The sequence below is a fragment of the Serratia sp. AXJ-M genome, assembly GCF_046531865.1.
Lineage (GTDB): Bacteria > Pseudomonadota > Gammaproteobacteria > Enterobacterales > Enterobacteriaceae > Serratia > Serratia liquefaciens.
On sequence record NZ_CP059394.1, the window covers coordinates 3,702,172 to 3,716,906 of the forward strand.

The 14,735-nt window shown below is 55.6% G+C and carries 15 protein-coding genes; 7 read left to right on the plus strand and 8 right to left on the minus strand.

Annotated elements, in window-relative coordinates:
• Window positions 1-154 precede the first annotated feature (154 nt).
• Window positions 155-919 (minus strand): CDP-diacylglycerol diphosphatase, encoded by a 765-nt coding sequence (locus H0S68_RS17335; protein ID WP_130015423.1) that lies wholly within the window; start codon window positions 917-919, stop codon window positions 155-157.
• A gap of 366 nt (window positions 920-1,285) precedes the next feature.
• Here H0S68_RS17335 and ypdK point away from each other — a divergent pair, with 366 nt between their 5' ends.
• A complete protein-coding gene (gene ypdK, locus H0S68_RS17340) occupies window positions 1,286-1,360 on the plus strand; it encodes a membrane protein YpdK (protein ID WP_104410986.1) in 75 nt (24 codons plus the stop codon).
• Between the two features lie 67 nt (window positions 1,361-1,427).
• Here the strand turns inward: ypdK and H0S68_RS17345 are convergent, their stop codons facing one another.
• From H0S68_RS17345 to H0S68_RS17355, 3 genes are all read right to left on the minus strand, one after another.
• Entirely contained in the window at window positions 1,428-1,952 is a 525-nt protein-coding gene (locus H0S68_RS17345; RefSeq protein WP_020827942.1) for a cytochrome b, read from the minus strand.
• Between the two features lie 110 nt (window positions 1,953-2,062).
• Entirely contained in the window at window positions 2,063-3,301 is a 1,239-nt protein-coding gene (gene alaC / locus H0S68_RS17350; protein WP_020827943.1) for an alanine transaminase, read from the minus strand.
• 121 nt (window positions 3,302-3,422) lie between these two features.
• Complete coding sequence (locus tag H0S68_RS17355; protein ID WP_201896166.1) at window positions 3,423-3,962, minus strand: GNAT family N-acetyltransferase; 540 nt, start codon at window positions 3,960-3,962, stop codon at window positions 3,423-3,425.
• A 169-nt stretch (window positions 3,963-4,131) separates the two neighbouring features.
• Here H0S68_RS17355 and H0S68_RS17360 point away from each other — a divergent pair, with 169 nt between their 5' ends.
• The 3 genes from H0S68_RS17360 to H0S68_RS17370 all read left to right on the plus strand — a co-directional run bounded on the left by H0S68_RS17360 (window position 4,132) and on the right by H0S68_RS17370 (window position 7,907).
• Entirely contained in the window at window positions 4,132-5,376 is a 1,245-nt protein-coding gene (locus H0S68_RS17360) for a DUF1479 domain-containing protein (RefSeq protein ID WP_410528872.1), read from the plus strand.
• Between the two features lie 108 nt (window positions 5,377-5,484).
• Window positions 5,485-7,176, plus strand: a complete 1,692-nt coding sequence (locus H0S68_RS17365; protein ID WP_041415550.1) for a sensor histidine kinase — start codon at window positions 5,485-5,487, stop codon at window positions 7,174-7,176.
• A complete protein-coding gene (locus H0S68_RS17370) occupies window positions 7,173-7,907 on the plus strand; it encodes a LytR/AlgR family response regulator transcription factor (protein ID WP_020827947.1) in 735 nt (244 codons plus the stop codon). Before H0S68_RS17365 ends, H0S68_RS17370 begins: the two co-directional genes overlap by 4 nt.
• A 10-nt stretch (window positions 7,908-7,917) precedes the next feature.
• Here the strand turns inward: H0S68_RS17370 and H0S68_RS17375 are convergent, their stop codons facing one another.
• A complete protein-coding gene (locus tag H0S68_RS17375; RefSeq protein WP_122079940.1) occupies window positions 7,918-8,250 on the minus strand; it encodes a DUF2502 domain-containing protein in 333 nt (110 codons plus the stop codon).
• A 397-nt stretch (window positions 8,251-8,647) separates the two neighbouring features.
• On the opposite strand from H0S68_RS17375, the gene H0S68_RS17380 reads away from it, so the two are divergent.
• The gene (locus tag H0S68_RS17380; protein ID WP_122079941.1) at window positions 8,648-9,874 is read left to right on the plus strand and encodes an OFA family MFS transporter; all 1,227 of its coding nucleotides are present in this window, start codon (window positions 8,648-8,650) and stop codon (window positions 9,872-9,874) included.
• Window positions 9,875-9,941: 67 nt separating this feature from the next.
• On the opposite strand, the gene glk is transcribed toward H0S68_RS17380, so the two are convergent.
• Window positions 9,942-10,907 (minus strand): glucokinase, encoded by a 966-nt coding sequence (glk, locus tag H0S68_RS17385; RefSeq protein WP_259218364.1) that lies wholly within the window; start codon window positions 10,905-10,907, stop codon window positions 9,942-9,944.
• A 342-nt stretch (window positions 10,908-11,249) separates the two neighbouring features.
• Here glk and H0S68_RS17390 point away from each other — a divergent pair, with 342 nt between their 5' ends.
• Window positions 11,250-12,503 carry an ion channel protein gene (locus H0S68_RS17390; protein WP_142814737.1) on the plus strand — a complete coding sequence of 418 codons (1,254 nt, stop codon included), beginning with the start codon at window positions 11,250-11,252 and terminating at the stop codon, window positions 12,501-12,503.
• On the opposite strand, the gene H0S68_RS17395 is transcribed toward H0S68_RS17390, so the two are convergent.
• Both H0S68_RS17395 and H0S68_RS17400 read right to left on the minus strand, forming a co-directional pair.
• Window positions 12,500-13,192 carry an aspartate/glutamate racemase family protein gene (locus H0S68_RS17395; protein WP_115058375.1) on the minus strand — a complete coding sequence of 231 codons (693 nt, stop codon included), beginning with the start codon at window positions 13,190-13,192 and terminating at the stop codon, window positions 12,500-12,502. The genes H0S68_RS17390 and H0S68_RS17395 overlap by 4 nt on opposite strands.
• A 67-nt stretch (window positions 13,193-13,259) precedes the next feature.
• The gene (locus H0S68_RS17400) at window positions 13,260-13,712 is read right to left on the minus strand and encodes a multidrug/biocide efflux PACE transporter (RefSeq protein WP_020827953.1); all 453 of its coding nucleotides are present in this window, start codon (window positions 13,710-13,712) and stop codon (window positions 13,260-13,262) included.
• 157 nt (window positions 13,713-13,869) lie between these two features.
• On the opposite strand from H0S68_RS17400, the gene H0S68_RS17405 reads away from it, so the two are divergent.
• Complete coding sequence (locus H0S68_RS17405) at window positions 13,870-14,730, plus strand: LysR family transcriptional regulator (RefSeq protein ID WP_142814736.1); 861 nt, start codon at window positions 13,870-13,872, stop codon at window positions 14,728-14,730.
• Window positions 14,731-14,735: the final 5 nt, after the last annotated feature.

The window sequence follows — 14,735 nt, forward strand, 5'->3', positions numbered from 1 at the left end:
TTCATAACATCACAGCAAGCATAATTATAAGGCCCGCGTCAGCGGGCTAATCCTCTGATTAACCGTAAAAGAAGAAATTCATGAACCGGTGAGATAAAAAGATTTTTTGTTTTATCGTCACATCCGGCCCGGCTGACACGGCTTGAACGCGCACCTACCTGGCAAAACCTCTACAAGTAAAATCAAGGAGATTCTCAGTATGTCCGGTATTGTTTTTTACTCGCCCGGCTTCGTCCGCCAATAAAACAAAGCCTTGTTGCTTATTTTCGAACGTCACGGGTATAACGGCAACACCAAATTTTCTCATTTCACCACTGTTTTTGGCCAACTGATTACCAATTTGCATAAAAGGATAAATCCCCACCAAGTCTTCTTGCCTGATACGTTTCCCCTGATAATGTTGCCCAACCAGATTATCAGAAAGCTCCGTCCAATCCTCCCCTATGCTTGGAAGTTGTCTGTCGATACTACGTCGAATATGCGGTTTAAGGCACGCAATATGAATATGCAACTGCCCCTGTGTGCGACCTTTCTGAGAGTTTATAGTCAAGGCATAAGCATTACGCGGTAGCGGCTTACCATAAACATGATCCAGCACGTGACGATTTTGCCAAGCAAGAGAAAAATAGTTTGGTGTGGCGGGCAATAGCAATTCTGGGCTTTCGACGCCTTTTAATTTTAATGTTGGAACCAGTAAATAATGATAACGGGTTTCAAGATCGCGAACTATCGCATAGCCTTTCGCCCGTCCTTCATCTAAATAAACTTTCTCGCAGGGGAAAACTGAGCCAAGCTGCTGATAATTAAAAACACAAAGATTGTTAACCACCCGCCATAGTGCATTACTGGCAAACGAAGGTAAGGGTGTGAACAGCAAGAACAATGGACAAAGATAATATATTTTTTTTAATATCAACATGTTAAATCATCTCTTTTTAAAAACCGCATGCCTCAGGATATCATTTTGCCTCCGTAAAAATACATCCCATGGTTAGAAACAAAAATCGTTTAAAAACAGTTAGCACTGGTTAATAAATCGCCAAAAAATGTGATCAAAAACACAGTATTGTAATCAGGCTGGCAATGGGAGTACATTAGCGCCGATCCTGTCGTGGTTCATGTTTTACCTCAAGGACTATGAAGCGCGACGACCGGGTAATCCGTGGCCGAGGACGTTGTTCTTCCTTTTGAAGGATCCGCCTATTTGCCCTGGACTACCCACAAAATACTCAGCACAACAATCGGGATCATTGGCTTGCGAGGGACTCCAAACGGGAGTTGTTCAGTGAAATATTTTGTTATGGGCGTTTCATTCATGTTGGTGACATGGATTGGCACCTTTATGCTGATGGTTGCATAACCAAGGCATGACCGGGAATTTAGATAAAGGGGCGCACCAGCGCCCCTTTGTTGTTTCTGCTCCCCGGCTATTTCCCCGGCATCATGCGGCGCAAGGTATCGTCCTTACGCAGATAGTGGTGGTACAGCGCCGCCAACGCATGCGCGCCAATAATAAAGTAACCGGTATTGGCCAGGGTCTCATGCGTACTTTTGATTATCCGGCGCAACCACGGATCTGGCGTAACAAACTGCGGGACCTGCCAGCCCAGCAAAACCCACTCCTTTCCCCCGTAAGCCAGCGTCAGTACGCCCAACACCGGCAACGTTAGAAACAGCAGATAGAGCAACGCATGAAAGATTTTTGCGCCCCATTCCTGCCACTCTTCCAGCGGCGGTGTGGTTGCCGGCGTAGCATAACGCCGACGTAATCCCAGCCGGATGAACATCAGCAAAAAGACCGCCAGGCCAAAGTTAAAATGCAGATTTTTTACCAGCGACGCCAGATCATCCGGTACCGAGTTCTTCAGCAGCATCGCCGCGTAGGTGAGGATCACCATCAGCAGCGTCAGCCAGTGCAATACAATTTGCGATTTTGCGTAACGATTACCCATACAGGCTTCCAAATAAATAAAGAAAATCTTATTGGATCATAGTGGGTAAATAATGAAGAAAACCTTAGCGGGAAGAAAAAAGCCGGCGCGAATGCACCGGCCTGAAGGCATTACTTGGTCGCAGCCGGGGTGCTGCTCTTGGCCGGCTTGATCAGCCCGTCAGCACGGAACATCGCTTTGATACCGCGAACCGCCTGGCGGATACGATCCTGATTTTCAATCAATGCAAAACGCACGTGGGTGTCGCCATAATCGCCAAAGCCGATGCCTGGCGATACGCAGACCTTGGCCTCCGCCAACAGGCGTTTGGCAAACTCCAGCGAACCGAGATGCGCATAAGGCTCGGGGATTTTGGCCCAAACGTACATCGAAGCTTTCGGATTTTCCACCATCCATCCCGCCTCATGCAGCCCTTTGACCAGCACGTTACGGCGCTGGCGATACTGTTCTGCAATATCCAGCACGCATTGCTGGTCGCCTTCCAGCGCAGCAATCGCGGCGACCTGCAGCGGGGTGAACGTCCCATAGTCGTGATAGCTCTTGATGCGTGACAGTGCGTTGACCAGCTCCGGGTTGCCGACCATAAAGCCGATGCGCCAACCCGCCATGTTGTAGCTTTTCGACAGGGTGAAAAATTCTACCGCGATATCTTTGGCACCCGGCACCTGCATGATCGACGGCGCTTTCCAGCCGTCATAAACGATGTCGGCGTAAGCCAGATCGTGGATCACCAGCACGTCGTATTGCTTGGCCAGCGCCACCACGCGTTCGAAGAAGTCCAGCTCAACGCACTGGGCGGTAGGGTTCGACGGGAAGCCGAGGATCATCATTTTCGGACGCGGAATGGTTTCACGAATGGCGCGCTCCAGCTCACCAAAGAAATCCACGCCGTCCACCAGCGGCACAGAACGCACCTGCGCGCCGGCGATCACCGCACCGTAAATATGGATCGGGTAACTCGGGTTCGGCACCAGCACGGTATCGCCATGATCGAGCGTCGCCAGCATCAGGTGCGCCAGGCCTTCTTTCGAACCAATGGTGACAATGGCTTCAGTTTCGGGATCGATCTCCACCTGGTAACGGTCGGCATACCAGCGTGAAATCGCACGGCGCAAACGCGGGATACCGCGCGAGGTAGAATAGCCGTGTGTGTCGTCACGCTGCGCAACGGTGCAGAGTTTTTCCACAATGTGCGGCGGCGTCGGCCCGTCGGGGTTGCCCATGCTGAAATCGATAATATCCTCGCCGCGACGGCGTGCAGCCATCTTGAGTTCGGCGGTGATGTTGAATACGTAAGGGGGAAGACGTTCAATACGCGTGAAACGGCGTTGCGGACTATTATCAGCCATAGGGACCTCAAAGTGACGTTAGCGCCCGGACCATCCGAGCGACGCTGGCCAATCTGTCGATTGACCGGATATTGAACATATCTCAGCCCCGGCAGGCTTGTCGATACCTCGCGCAATATTTTTATTTACCGGCCCTGAACTCGCTCGCCAACAGCCCGAACTGCCAGTCATCGCGCCATTGCCCCGCCAGCCGGTAGTTATCGCGCAACGTCCCCTCCAGCAAGAAACCGCATGACTCCAGCAGTCGGCGCGAGGCGATATTACCTTCGGTCACGGTGGCCGTCAGCTTATGAAAATCGCAGGCGTTAAAACCGAAATCCAGCACCGCCCGCAACGACTCCTTGCCGTAGCCCTTGCCCTGCCCGGACGGCAAACTGCCATAGCCCACTTCCGCCTGTTGGTAAGGTAACCACTGCGGACGAAAACCGGTCATCCCTACCACTTCTCCACTGGTCTTTTCTCGCATTACCAGGCACAACCACTGCTCCCCATATTTGTCCCAGACGGGGAGTCTGGCTTCAAAGCGCGTGCGAATTTCTGCTTCACTGAGCGGATCGGCGATATAACGAATCACCTCGGGATCCTGATACAAGCGCAGAAACAGCGGCCAATCGTTGGCCGTTATCGACTGCAGGGTCAAACGTTCAGTGACCAGTTTCATCTAAAATCTCCGAAAAACGAAAATGAGGAAGTTACGAATGAAAGATATCCCTTTATTTTCCTCTATTAAATTCAGATAATCATTAACGTCAAAACAACAAAACCATAACGCCTTACCCGGTCCCCTACAACCGTCCGTCGTTGCCCAGCGGCAGCGCGAGGAGAACACCATGGCTTCCTTACTGATTGACGATATTCCCAGCGCCATTACCGCCGTTAAAAGGCAATTGCGACAGGCTTTGCCAAATTACCGCGAAACCTTTCTGGCGCTGGAAGACAACATCCGCCAGCAGGTTGAACAAATTCGCCAGGAACTGGCCGCCGGTCAGAACCCGGTGCCGCAAATTGATGCCGAAGATATTCTGCAGCAACGCGTCAGCGAGCAGCAAAAAGCCTTGATCAAACAGCGTGGTGCCTGCGCCATCCGCGGCGTGTTTCCTCGCGATAAAGCCGAAGCCTGGAACCGGGAAGTTGGCAACTACCTTGAGCGCAACAACTTCGTTGAACGCCTGAAAGGCGCTGCCGAAGATAACTACTTCGGTAAACTGGCCGCCAGCAAACCGCAAATCTACGGTATTTACTGGTCAAAACCGCAGGTGGAAGCGCGTCAGGACGCGCGCATGCACGCAGTGCAGGTGTTCCTCAACAACCTGTGGGAAACCGAGAGTAACGGCAAAAAGCACTTTGACCCGACGCGCGTTACCACCTATGCCGATCGCACCCGCCGCCGTCCGCCAAATTCCTCTTCGCTCGGCCTGTCGCCGCACGTCGACAGCGGCACCATCGAACGCTGGCTGGATGAGAATTTCCGTTACGTCTATCGTCACGTGTTCTCAGGCAACTGGCAGGCTTACGATCCCTTTGCCGCCGATGGTCGCACCGCAGTTCGTGAAATCGCGTCACCGGCGGTGTGTTCGATGTTCCGCACCTTCCAGGGCTGGACAGCATTAACGCCGCAGCGCACCCACGCCGGCACGCTGAACCTGGTGCCGATTGCCAACGCCATGGCCTACGTGTTGCTGCGTGCGCTGCAGGATGACGTCGCGGATGACGATCTGTGCGATGCCGCACCAGGCCGGGCGCTGTCGATCTCCGAAAAATGGCATCCCCTTTTATTAAGTGGGGTTTCCCCTATTCCCGATTTGGAACCGGGCGACACGGTGTTCTGGCACTGCGACGTGATCCATGCGGTGGAAAACGAGCATAACGGCGAGTTCGACAGCAACGTGATGTACATCGCCGCCGCACCGGGCTGCGAGAAGAACGACGCTTACCTGCAACGCCAACTGCCCAGTTTTATGAGCGGCAAAACACCGCCGGACTTCGCCCCCGATGATTTCGAGGTGGATTTCGACGGGCGCGCCACGGTCGACCTGCTGACCCCACTCGGCAAAGAACAGTTAGGCATCAAATAACCGCGTCCCCGTGGTGCGCCGCCGGCCGCCACGGGGCCAATCCGCTGTGATATACTCCGCCCTATCTTTCCGCCGCAGCGAGAGTCCGTCGTGCACCCTTTTTTTGAAATGCTGTTAGCGGTATTCGATCGCGCAGCGCTGATGCTGATCTGCCTGTTTTTCCTCACCCGCACCCGGTTGTTCCGCCAGTTGCTGCAAAAAGAGGACCATACGCCGCTTGAACTGGGCATGGTCACCGCCATTTTCTCGCTGTTTGCGCTGTTCAGCACCTATTCAGGCGTCAACGTGGAAGGCTCGCTGGTCAACGTGCGGGTGATCGCCATCATGGCCGGCGGCATCCTGTTCGGCCCCTGGGTAGGGATAGTCACTGGGATTATCGCCGGGGTGCACCGCTACCTGATTGATATCGACGGTATCACCTCGGTTCCCTGTCTGATCACCAGCATCATTGCCGGTATCAGCGCCGGCTATATCAACCTGAAGGTGAAGAAAGAGCAGCGTTGGCGCGCCGGGATCGTCGGCGGCATGCTGTGCGAATGCCTGACCATGCTGTTGATCGTGCTGTGGGCCAAGCCGACCGAGCTGGGGCTGGATATTGTCTCCAAAATCGCCCTGCCGATGATCCTCGGCACGGTGTGCATCGGCCTGATCGTACTGCTGGTGCAGAGCGTGGAAGACGAAAAAGAAGTGATTGCCGCGCGGCAAGCCAAGCTGGCGCTGGATATTGCCCGCAAAACGCTGCCCTATTTCCGTAATATCAACAGCGAAACGCTGGCCACCATTTGCGACATCATTCGTCATGACATTCAGGCCGATGCGGTGGCCATCACGGATACCCACCAGGTGCTGGCCTACGTCGGCGTGGGCGAAGAGGCATACCCCATTGGGCGTGAAGGGCTGAGTCGCGTCACCCGCGAAAGCATCCGGCACGGCAAGATCATCATCAAAAATAACCTGGAAAACCCGGCCACGCCGCAGATCCACTCGCAGTTGGTGATCCCACTGTGGGAAAAGGGAGAAGTGACCGGCGCGCTGAAAATTTACTACTGCCACGCCCACCAGATCACCAATACGCTGAAGGTGATGGCGGTCGGTCTGTCGCAGATCATCTCCACCCAAATGGAGGTCTCGCGTATTGAGCATCTGCGTCAAATGGCGGACAAGGCGGAAATGCGCGCCCTGCAGAGCAAGATTAATCCTCATTTCCTGTTCAACGCCCTGAATGCCATTTCGTCCTCGATCCGCATCAATCCGGACACCGCTCGTCAGCTGATTATCAACCTGTCGCGCTACCTGCGTTATAATTTGGAGCTGAACGACGAGTTGATCGACATCCGCAAGGAACTGCACCAAATCCAGGATTACATCGCCATCGAACAGGCGCGTTTCGGCGCCAAGCTGACGGTGATCTATGATATCGATGACGACATCTCGGTGCGTATTCCCAGCCTGCTGATCCAGCCGCTGGTCGAGAACGCCATTGTGCACGGCATTCAACCGTGCAAGGGCAAAGGGGTAGTGGTGATTGCGGTGAAAGATCAGGGCGATCGAGTCAGGATTTCGGTCAAAGATACCGGTCACGGTATCGACCCGCAGGTCATCGAACGCGTCGCCCGCAATGAGATGCCTGGGCACAATATCGGCCTGCTGAACGTGCATCATCGCGTCTCCCTGCTGTACGGCGAAGGGTTGCGAATTCGCCGTCTGGAACCCGGCACCGAGATTGCCTTTTACATCAGCAAAAACGGCGGCAAACTGCCGGTGGATAACAGCGCGCTGCCAGCCGGAGAGCCATCATGAAAGCCATCATTGTCGAAGACGAGTTTCTCGCTCAGGAGGAGCTCAGTTATCTGATCAAGAAACACAGCAATATCGTCATCGAAGCCACCTTCGATGACGGGCTGGACGTGCTGAAATACCTGCAAAACCACCAGGTCGACGCCATTTTCCTCGACATCAATATTCCGTCATTGGACGGCGTACTGCTGGCGCAAAACATCAGCAAATTTGCGCACCGGCCCTCAATAGTGTTTATCACCGCCTATAAAGAACATGCGGTGGAAGCGTTCGAAATCGAAGCGTTTGACTACATCCTCAAGCCCTATCACGAGGCACGCATCGTCACCATGCTGCAAAAGCTGGAGGCGCTGCATAACCGCCCGGCCAACCTGCCGGAACAGGCCAGCGCACCGAACCGCAGCAGCCACAGCATTAACCTGATCAAAGACGAGCGGATTATCGTTACCGACATCAACGACATTTACTATGCCGCCGCCGATGAGAAAGTGACGCGGGTTTACACCCGGCGCGAAGAGTTTGTGATGCCGATGAACATCACCGAATTTTACGGCCGCCTGCCCGAGGAGCATTTCTTCCGCTGCCACCGTTCCTACTGCGTCAACCTGTCAAAAATTCGCGAGATCGTCCCTTGGTTCAATAACACCTATATTCTGCGGCTGAGCGACCTCGATTTTGAAGTGCCGGTCAGCCGCAGCAAGGTCAAAGAGTTTCGCAAGCTGATGCGCCTGTAATCGCCAGCGGCTACCAGCGTGGCCCCGGCCCGTAGTAATAACCTGGCGGTGGCGGAGGCGGCATGCGGTAATGCGGGCGTTCGCGCCATTCGCGCCGTGGCGGACCGTAATAGATCACCCGCGGTGGTGGGCCATAGTAATAGCCACGCGGACGTTCATAGCCACGATGTTCAGCCCACCAGCGTGGATCGCGCCAGCGACCGCCGTCCCAATAGTGACCGCGATTATCGCGATCGCCGATATGCAACGAAAGCCCCGGCACATTCACACCGATGGACACGTCCGCATGGCTCACTAACGGCAGCGACAGCAGTGCGGCCAGTAACAACACTGTTTTTTTCATCTTAACGACTCCTGCAAAGCGGAACCCGTCCGTTCACCGCTAACATAGGCCTGTGCCCGCCGCCGCTCTATAGGAACAGTGCCCATTTACGCCTTTCGCACACATCCTTCACAATTTACCCACAATCTTGCACCGATGATTTACAATAAATCGCTGATATTCTTGATGTAGATCACGTGGCATCAGCTGCATTTCATCCCCTTTTACCCCCTAAAACGGCAACTCATGCGCTGCCAGATGCATTTCATTCCTTCCCTTGTGCAACTCATTCCCGATCCGCCGCCGAGTGGTACTACCAGCCATATAATATGCCCATACCGCGGGGCTACAGACGCTACCGCAAATTCTCGCCAACGGCTGACCGCCCGGCAATACACACACAGGAAGGAGACCGGCCATGAACACTAAACCGGTAAATCGCAGCTTAATCGTTCTGGGCACCATCATCTGCCAGATGGGTCTCGGCACTATCTATACCTGGAGCCTGTTCAACCAGCCGCTGGTCGACAAGTTCCACTGGGGCCTCGGTGACGTCGCCACCACCTTCTCCATCACCAGCTTCTTCCTGGCCTTCGCCACCCTGTTTGCCGGCAAACTGCAGGAACGCTTCGGCATCCGTAACCTGACGCTGTTCTCCGGTATCCTGGTAGGTCTTGGACTGATTGCCAGCGCCTACGTCAGCTCGCTGGACATGATTTACCTGCTGGCCGGCGTGGTAGTCGGTTTCGCGGTAGGTATCGCCTATATCTCTACCCTGTCCAACCTGATCAAATGGTTCCCGGCCAACAAAGGCTTGATCTCGGGTATCTCTGTGGGGGCTTTTGGTAGCGGCAGCCTGTTGTTCAAATACGTCAACGCCGCGCTGATTGCCGACGTGGGCGTCTCCAGTGCCTTCTTCTACTGGGGTGCCATTGTTATGGCGCTGATTGTTCTGGGCTCCCTGCTGCTGAAAGAACCCGTACTGGCAAGCAAATCCGCACAGCAGAGCGCGGGTAACCTGGGTAACGACTTCAGCGTACGCCAGATGCTGGCGACCAAAGAAGCCTACCTGCTGTTCATGATTTTCTTCGCTGCCTGCATGAGTGGCCTCTACCTGATCGGTATCGTCAAAGACATGGGCGTGCAACTGGCCGGAATGGACCTGGCGACCGCCGCCAACACCGTGTCCGCCGTCGCTATCTTTAACACCGCAGGCCGCATCATTCTGGGCACGCTGTCTGACAAAGTGGGCCGTATGCGCGTCATCAGCTTCACCATGCTGGTTACCGTGCTGGCGATTGTGGCGCTGAGCTTCCTCACCCTGAATCACACACTGTTCTTTATCTGCGTCGGCGCAGTCGCCTTCTGCTTCGGGGGCAACATCACCGTGTTCCCAGCGATTGTCGGTGACTTCTTCGGCCTGAAAAACCACAGCAAAAACTACGGCATCATCTATCAAGGCTTCGGTTTGGGCGCGCTGGCGGGGTCATTTGTCGCCAAATACTTCGGCGGCTTCCACGCGACCTTTATGGTGATTGGCGTGCTGTCCATCGCTTCCCTGATTATCACCTTGTTCATCAAGGCACCGAAAGCGGTAGCGCAGGAAGAAGAAGCATTCGAGCCGGCGCATCTGGCTAAAGCCTGATAGCTTAGACGGCAAAAAGGGGCGCAACCCACTGGGTTGCGCCCCTTTTTTTTATCGCTGCGTCAGGTTACAGATGCATCCCCAGCGTCTGGCGCAGGTGGGCACCGGCACCCAGCAAGCCCGGTTGGCCATGGGTAATCATGAATACCGGGATCTCACGTACATAATCTTTGAAACGTCCTTTATCCTCGAACGCCGCACGGAAACCGGAAGCTTTAAAGAATTCCATAAAGCGCGGCACAATGCCCCCGGCGATGTAAACGCCGCCAAAGGTCCCCAGGTTCAACGCCAGATTGCCGCCGAAACGGCCCAAAATTACGCAAAACAGCGACAGGGCACGGCGGCAATCGATGCAGCTGTCGGCCAATGCGCGCTCGGTAATGTCCTTCGGCTCCAGCTTTTCCGGCAGCCGGTTATCCGACTTGACGATAGCGCGGTAAAGATTGACCAGGCCGGGACCGGACAGGACGCGTTCGGCGGAGACATGACCCACTTCGGCGCGCAGTACCTCCAGAATGATGTCCTCTTCTTCGCTGTTCGGCGCAAAGTCCACGTGACCGCCCTCGCCCGGCAGGCTCACCCAGCAGCGGTTGACGTGCACCAGATGCGCCACCCCCAGGCCAGTCCCGGCACCGTATACCGCAATAGGTTTGTCTTTTTGCGCGTTACCGCCGCCGAACTGCAACACGTCGTCTTCTGACAGCATCGGGATCGCCATCGACACGGCGGTGAAGTCGTTGATCACTTCCAGATGGCTCAGCCCCAGGTTGGCCTTCATCTCTTTAATCGAAAACGCCCAGGTGTGATTGGTCATGGCAACCCAGTCTTCGGTGACCGGGCAGGCAATCGCGATACAGGCGTCCTGCACCTGAATATCATGCTCTTGCAAATATTGGCGGATCACCGCCTCCAGACTGTCAAACTCCAGGCCGGAATAGGTTTTCGCCTGGGTAATTTCACCCGTCGCCACAGTGCACAACGCCAGGCGGGCATTGGTGCCGCCTACATCACCTACGAGGGCATAGGTCATCAGTATCTTCTCCGCAAAATGAATAATAGAAAGCTGCCCACACTGTAAAATCCCGCCGCAAAAACAACAATCACCATCCTCCGCGCTGCCGTCCATTAGCGATCCAGATCACAAAAAACGTTTCAGCCTGGCGGCTTCAAGGCGATTTGAAACAAATTGCGGCAAAAAACGTCGCGCAGTGGCTGTTAACCGTCATAACTCGTAGGCACTATTACTCCGCTGTGGACCTGGCCCAGCCGGAAATTTCTTTGCGTGCCAGCGTGTCGATTGTCTGGCAAGCTAGCGCTATAACCCAATCACCCGTTCGCCCTGCCAGCCAGAGGGCCATTGACAAGGGATCCCCGCATGTTGCACCCGCGCGCCAATGCCATGTTGGCCTTCGCTCTGCCTGCTCTCATTATCGGTTCTGCCTCAAGTTTGGTGCTCATTCTGGTGATGAAGTTCGCCGAGGCCCTGCAACGGCTGCTCTGGGTCAATGTTCCCGCAGCGTTGAATATCGACACTCACTCCCCCTGGTGGCTGGTGGGCATGTTAACGCTCACCGGCGTCGCCGTCGGGCTGATTATCCGTTTTCTCCCCGGCCATGCAGGGCCGGATCCGGCGACCGAGTCTTTGATCGGTATGCCGTTGCCGCTTTCTGCGGTGCCTGGGCTGGGGCTGGCGTTGATTATTGGCCTGGCGGGCGGCGTCAGTTTGGGACCGGAAAATCCGATCACCGCCATCAATATTGCGCTGGTGGTGGCGGCAGGTTCGCGTTTGCTGCCGAAAGTGCCGCGTATGGACTGGATTATTCTCGCGGCGGCCGGCACCATCGGCGCGCTGTTTGGCACCCCGGTCGCCGCGGCGCTGATCTTTTCGCAAACCCTGGCGGGCAATAATGACGTTCCCTTGTGGGACAGGCTATTTGCCCCGCTGATGGCGGCAGCGGCGGGAGCGGTCACCACCCAGCTATTTTTCACCCCGAATTTCTCACTGCAAATTGATGCCTATGCCGCGACCCGGCTGGCAGATATTTTCAGCGGCTCGGTAGTCGCCCTGATCGCCATCGCGCTGGGTATGGTAGCCGTGTGGAGTTTTCCGCACATTCATCGCCTATTTCATTCGATTAAGAATCCGGTGCTGATGCTGGGGTTAGGCGGCTTTGTGCTCGGCCTGCTGGCGCTGATCGGCGGTGAAATCACGCTGTTCAAAGGGCTGGACGAAATGAAGCAGTTAGCCATCGGTGAGAATTTCTCCGTCACGGAACTGATGCTGATTACGCTGACTAAACTGGCGGCGCTGGTGATTGCCGCTGCCAGTGGTTTTCGCGGCGGGCGCATCTTCCCAGCGGTGTTTGTCGGCGTAGCCTTGGGGCTGATGCTGCATCAGCACGTGCCGGCCGTGCCGGCAGCCATTACCGTTTCCTGCGCCATTATGGGGTTGGTACTGGTGGTCACGCGTGACGGCTGGCTCAGCCTGTTTATGGCCGTTGCGGTGGTGCCGGAGCTGCATCTGCTGCCGGTGCTGTGCATCGTGATGCTGCCCGCCTGGCTGGTGCTGGCGGGCAAACCGCTGATGCTGGTGGGCAAGGGCAAACAGCTTCCCCCGCGCGAAGATTAAGCCAGCGCGAATTCCGCTGCGGCGCGCGCATGGATGTCGGTGGTGTCGAATACCGGCACTGACGCATCTTGCGCGCTGACCAGCAGGCCTATTTCGGTACAGCCGAAAATAATGCCCTGAGCCCCCTGCTGCTCCAGATCACCGATAATGCGGCGATACTCGTCGCGCGACGCATCGCGGATTTTACCCAGGCACAGTTCCTCATAAATAATGCGGTGCACAATGTCACGATCGGCGGCTACGGGAGTGACCACCTCGATACCGTGCTTTTCCTGCAGTCGCCCACGGTAGAACTCCTGCTCCATGGTAAAGCGCGTACCGAGCAGCCCAACGCGACGAATATCCTGTTGGCGCACCTGCAGCGCGGTGGCGTCGGCGATGTGGATCAGCGGTAAACCGCTGGCCTGCTCGACCGCATCCGCCACCTTGTGCATGGTGTTGGTGCAAATGACGATGGCCTGCGCACCGGCGGCGCGTAACGAGGTCGCCGCGTCAGCCAACAAGCGCCCGGCGCCGTCCCAGTCGCCCTGATGCTGCAGGCGTTCCACCTCGTGAAAGTCGACGCTGTAGAGCACGATTTTAGCGGAATGCAGACCGCCCAGCCGTTGCTTAACCTGTTCATTGATCGTGCGGTAATAAGGAATGGTCGATTCCCAGCTCATACCGCCCAGCAGTCCCAGCACTTTCATCATTGCTCCTCGTTTTCATCGCCGTAATTCTTCGACATTACCTCAGAATCACGGCGGATACGACGGCTTATTTCGCGCCGGAATTCACCGGCTGGCGCGCCTCGAACCAGCGCTGACGCAGCGTGTCGTACACCCAGTTATAGAGCATGGTGTACGGCAGGAAGAACAGGAAGAAACCGATCTCCAGCATAAAGGCCTGAACGAAAGAAATGCTCAGCATCCAGGCGGCAATCGGCACGCCGATCAGCACAAAACCGGCCTCAAAGCCCAGCGCGTGAAACACCCGCACTTTAAGGTTACGTGCCACACGGCTCACCGGCCACAGGCGGTCAAATACCGTGTTATAAACCATGTTCCAAACCATGGCGACGGTGGATAACATCACCGCCAACGCACCGATCTGCACCATCGAACGGTTGAGCAGCCAGGCGCCCAGCGGGGCGCAAATCATCACTGCGATAGCCTCAAAACCGACGGCGTGGACGATACGTTCAATGAAAGACTTGTTTTGCAGTTGCATACATCACCTGTTTTTTACCTTATAAATTTGTAGGGGCGCTGCAAGCCGCGCCCGTGTTACCAGGAGCGAATTTATTCGCCTCCTATGAAAACCAGGTGATTATCATCGAGTTTTTGAGTAGATTAAAGATAAGTTCCATCTATAAAGTAGATACATCATGCGTTACTCCCCCGAAGCTTTGCTGGCCTTCGTTGAAGCCGCCGCCCTGGGCTCTTTTTCCGCCGCGGCCCGTAAGCTGCGTAAAAGCCAGTCGACCATCAGTACCGCCATCGCCAATCTTGAGGCCGATCTGGGTTTGATCCTGTTCGATCGCCAGGCACGCCAGCCGGTACTGACAGCCGCTGGGCGGAAAGTGCTGGGCCATGTACAGGAAATTCTTGCGGCCAGCGAACGGTTGGATGCCCTGAGCATTCGGCTGGCGGACAATATAGAGCCGCGCTTAAGCGTAGTGTTTTCCGATACCTATCAGCCGAAACACCATGACCGGCTGATGCAGCAGTTCGAGCTGCGTTATCAGGATATCGAACTGGAGTGGATGATCGCTGAAGAAGGTGACGTGATTGACCTGCTGCAAATCGGTCGCGCGCACCTGGGCATGGTTGAGGTGCAAAAACAGTATCCGCCAGACATCGCCTTTGCCCGGCTGCCGGAGCAAACCGAAATGGGGCTGTTCGTCGCACATTCGCACCCGATGGCGCAAACTGCCTCGCCCACGCCTGAACAACTGTCCAGCACGCGGCAACTTATCCTGAACACCTATACCGGTGCCGAAACCGCCCGCTCTGGCGGGCTGGTATGGTCAGCCCCCAGCTATCTGCTGTTGCTGGAAATGGCGGAACAAGGGTTTGGCTGGGCGGTACTGCCCCGCTGGCTGGTGCAGCAATACGGTCACAACAGGCTCACCGAACTGCGTCCGCGCGGCTGGCCCAAGCTGATATCGGTGGATGCGGTTTGGTCTAAGCTGACCCCACCGGGACCGGCGGGGTACTGGATGCTGGAGCGGCTTTTGGAAAGCTAACAGGT

What these genes read in the sequence shown, in the direction of transcription:
- H0S68_RS17335 (WP_130015423.1), bottom strand. Translation starts at nt 919, where the DNA reads ATGTTGATATTAAAAAAAATATATTATCTTTGTCCATTGTTCTTGCTG.
- H0S68_RS17345 (WP_020827942.1), bottom strand. Translation starts at nt 1,952, where the DNA reads ATGGGTAATCGTTACGCAAAATCGCAAATTGTATTGCACTGGCTGACG.
- alaC (WP_020827943.1), bottom strand. Translation starts at nt 3,301, where the DNA reads ATGGCTGATAATAGTCCGCAACGCCGTTTCACGCGTATTGAACGTCTT.
- H0S68_RS17355 (WP_201896166.1), bottom strand. Translation starts at nt 3,962, where the DNA reads ATGAAACTGGTCACTGAACGTTTGACCCTGCAGTCGATAACGGCCAAC.
- H0S68_RS17360 (WP_410528872.1), top strand. Translation starts at nt 4,132, where the DNA reads ATGGCTTCCTTACTGATTGACGATATTCCCAGCGCCATTACCGCCGTT.
- H0S68_RS17365 (WP_041415550.1), top strand. Translation starts at nt 5,485, where the DNA reads ATGCTGTTAGCGGTATTCGATCGCGCAGCGCTGATGCTGATCTGCCTG.
- H0S68_RS17370 (WP_020827947.1), top strand. Translation starts at nt 7,173, where the DNA reads ATGAAAGCCATCATTGTCGAAGACGAGTTTCTCGCTCAGGAGGAGCTC.
- H0S68_RS17375 (WP_122079940.1), bottom strand. Translation starts at nt 8,250, where the DNA reads ATGAAAAAAACAGTGTTGTTACTGGCCGCACTGCTGTCGCTGCCGTTA.
- H0S68_RS17380 (WP_122079941.1), top strand. Translation starts at nt 8,648, where the DNA reads ATGAACACTAAACCGGTAAATCGCAGCTTAATCGTTCTGGGCACCATC.
- H0S68_RS17390 (WP_142814737.1), top strand. Translation starts at nt 11,250, where the DNA reads ATGTTGCACCCGCGCGCCAATGCCATGTTGGCCTTCGCTCTGCCTGCT.
- H0S68_RS17395 (WP_115058375.1), bottom strand. Translation starts at nt 13,192, where the DNA reads ATGAAAGTGCTGGGACTGCTGGGCGGTATGAGCTGGGAATCGACCATT.
- H0S68_RS17400 (WP_020827953.1), bottom strand. Translation starts at nt 13,712, where the DNA reads ATGCAACTGCAAAACAAGTCTTTCATTGAACGTATCGTCCACGCCGTC.
- H0S68_RS17405 (WP_142814736.1), top strand. Translation starts at nt 13,870, where the DNA reads ATGCGTTACTCCCCCGAAGCTTTGCTGGCCTTCGTTGAAGCCGCCGCC.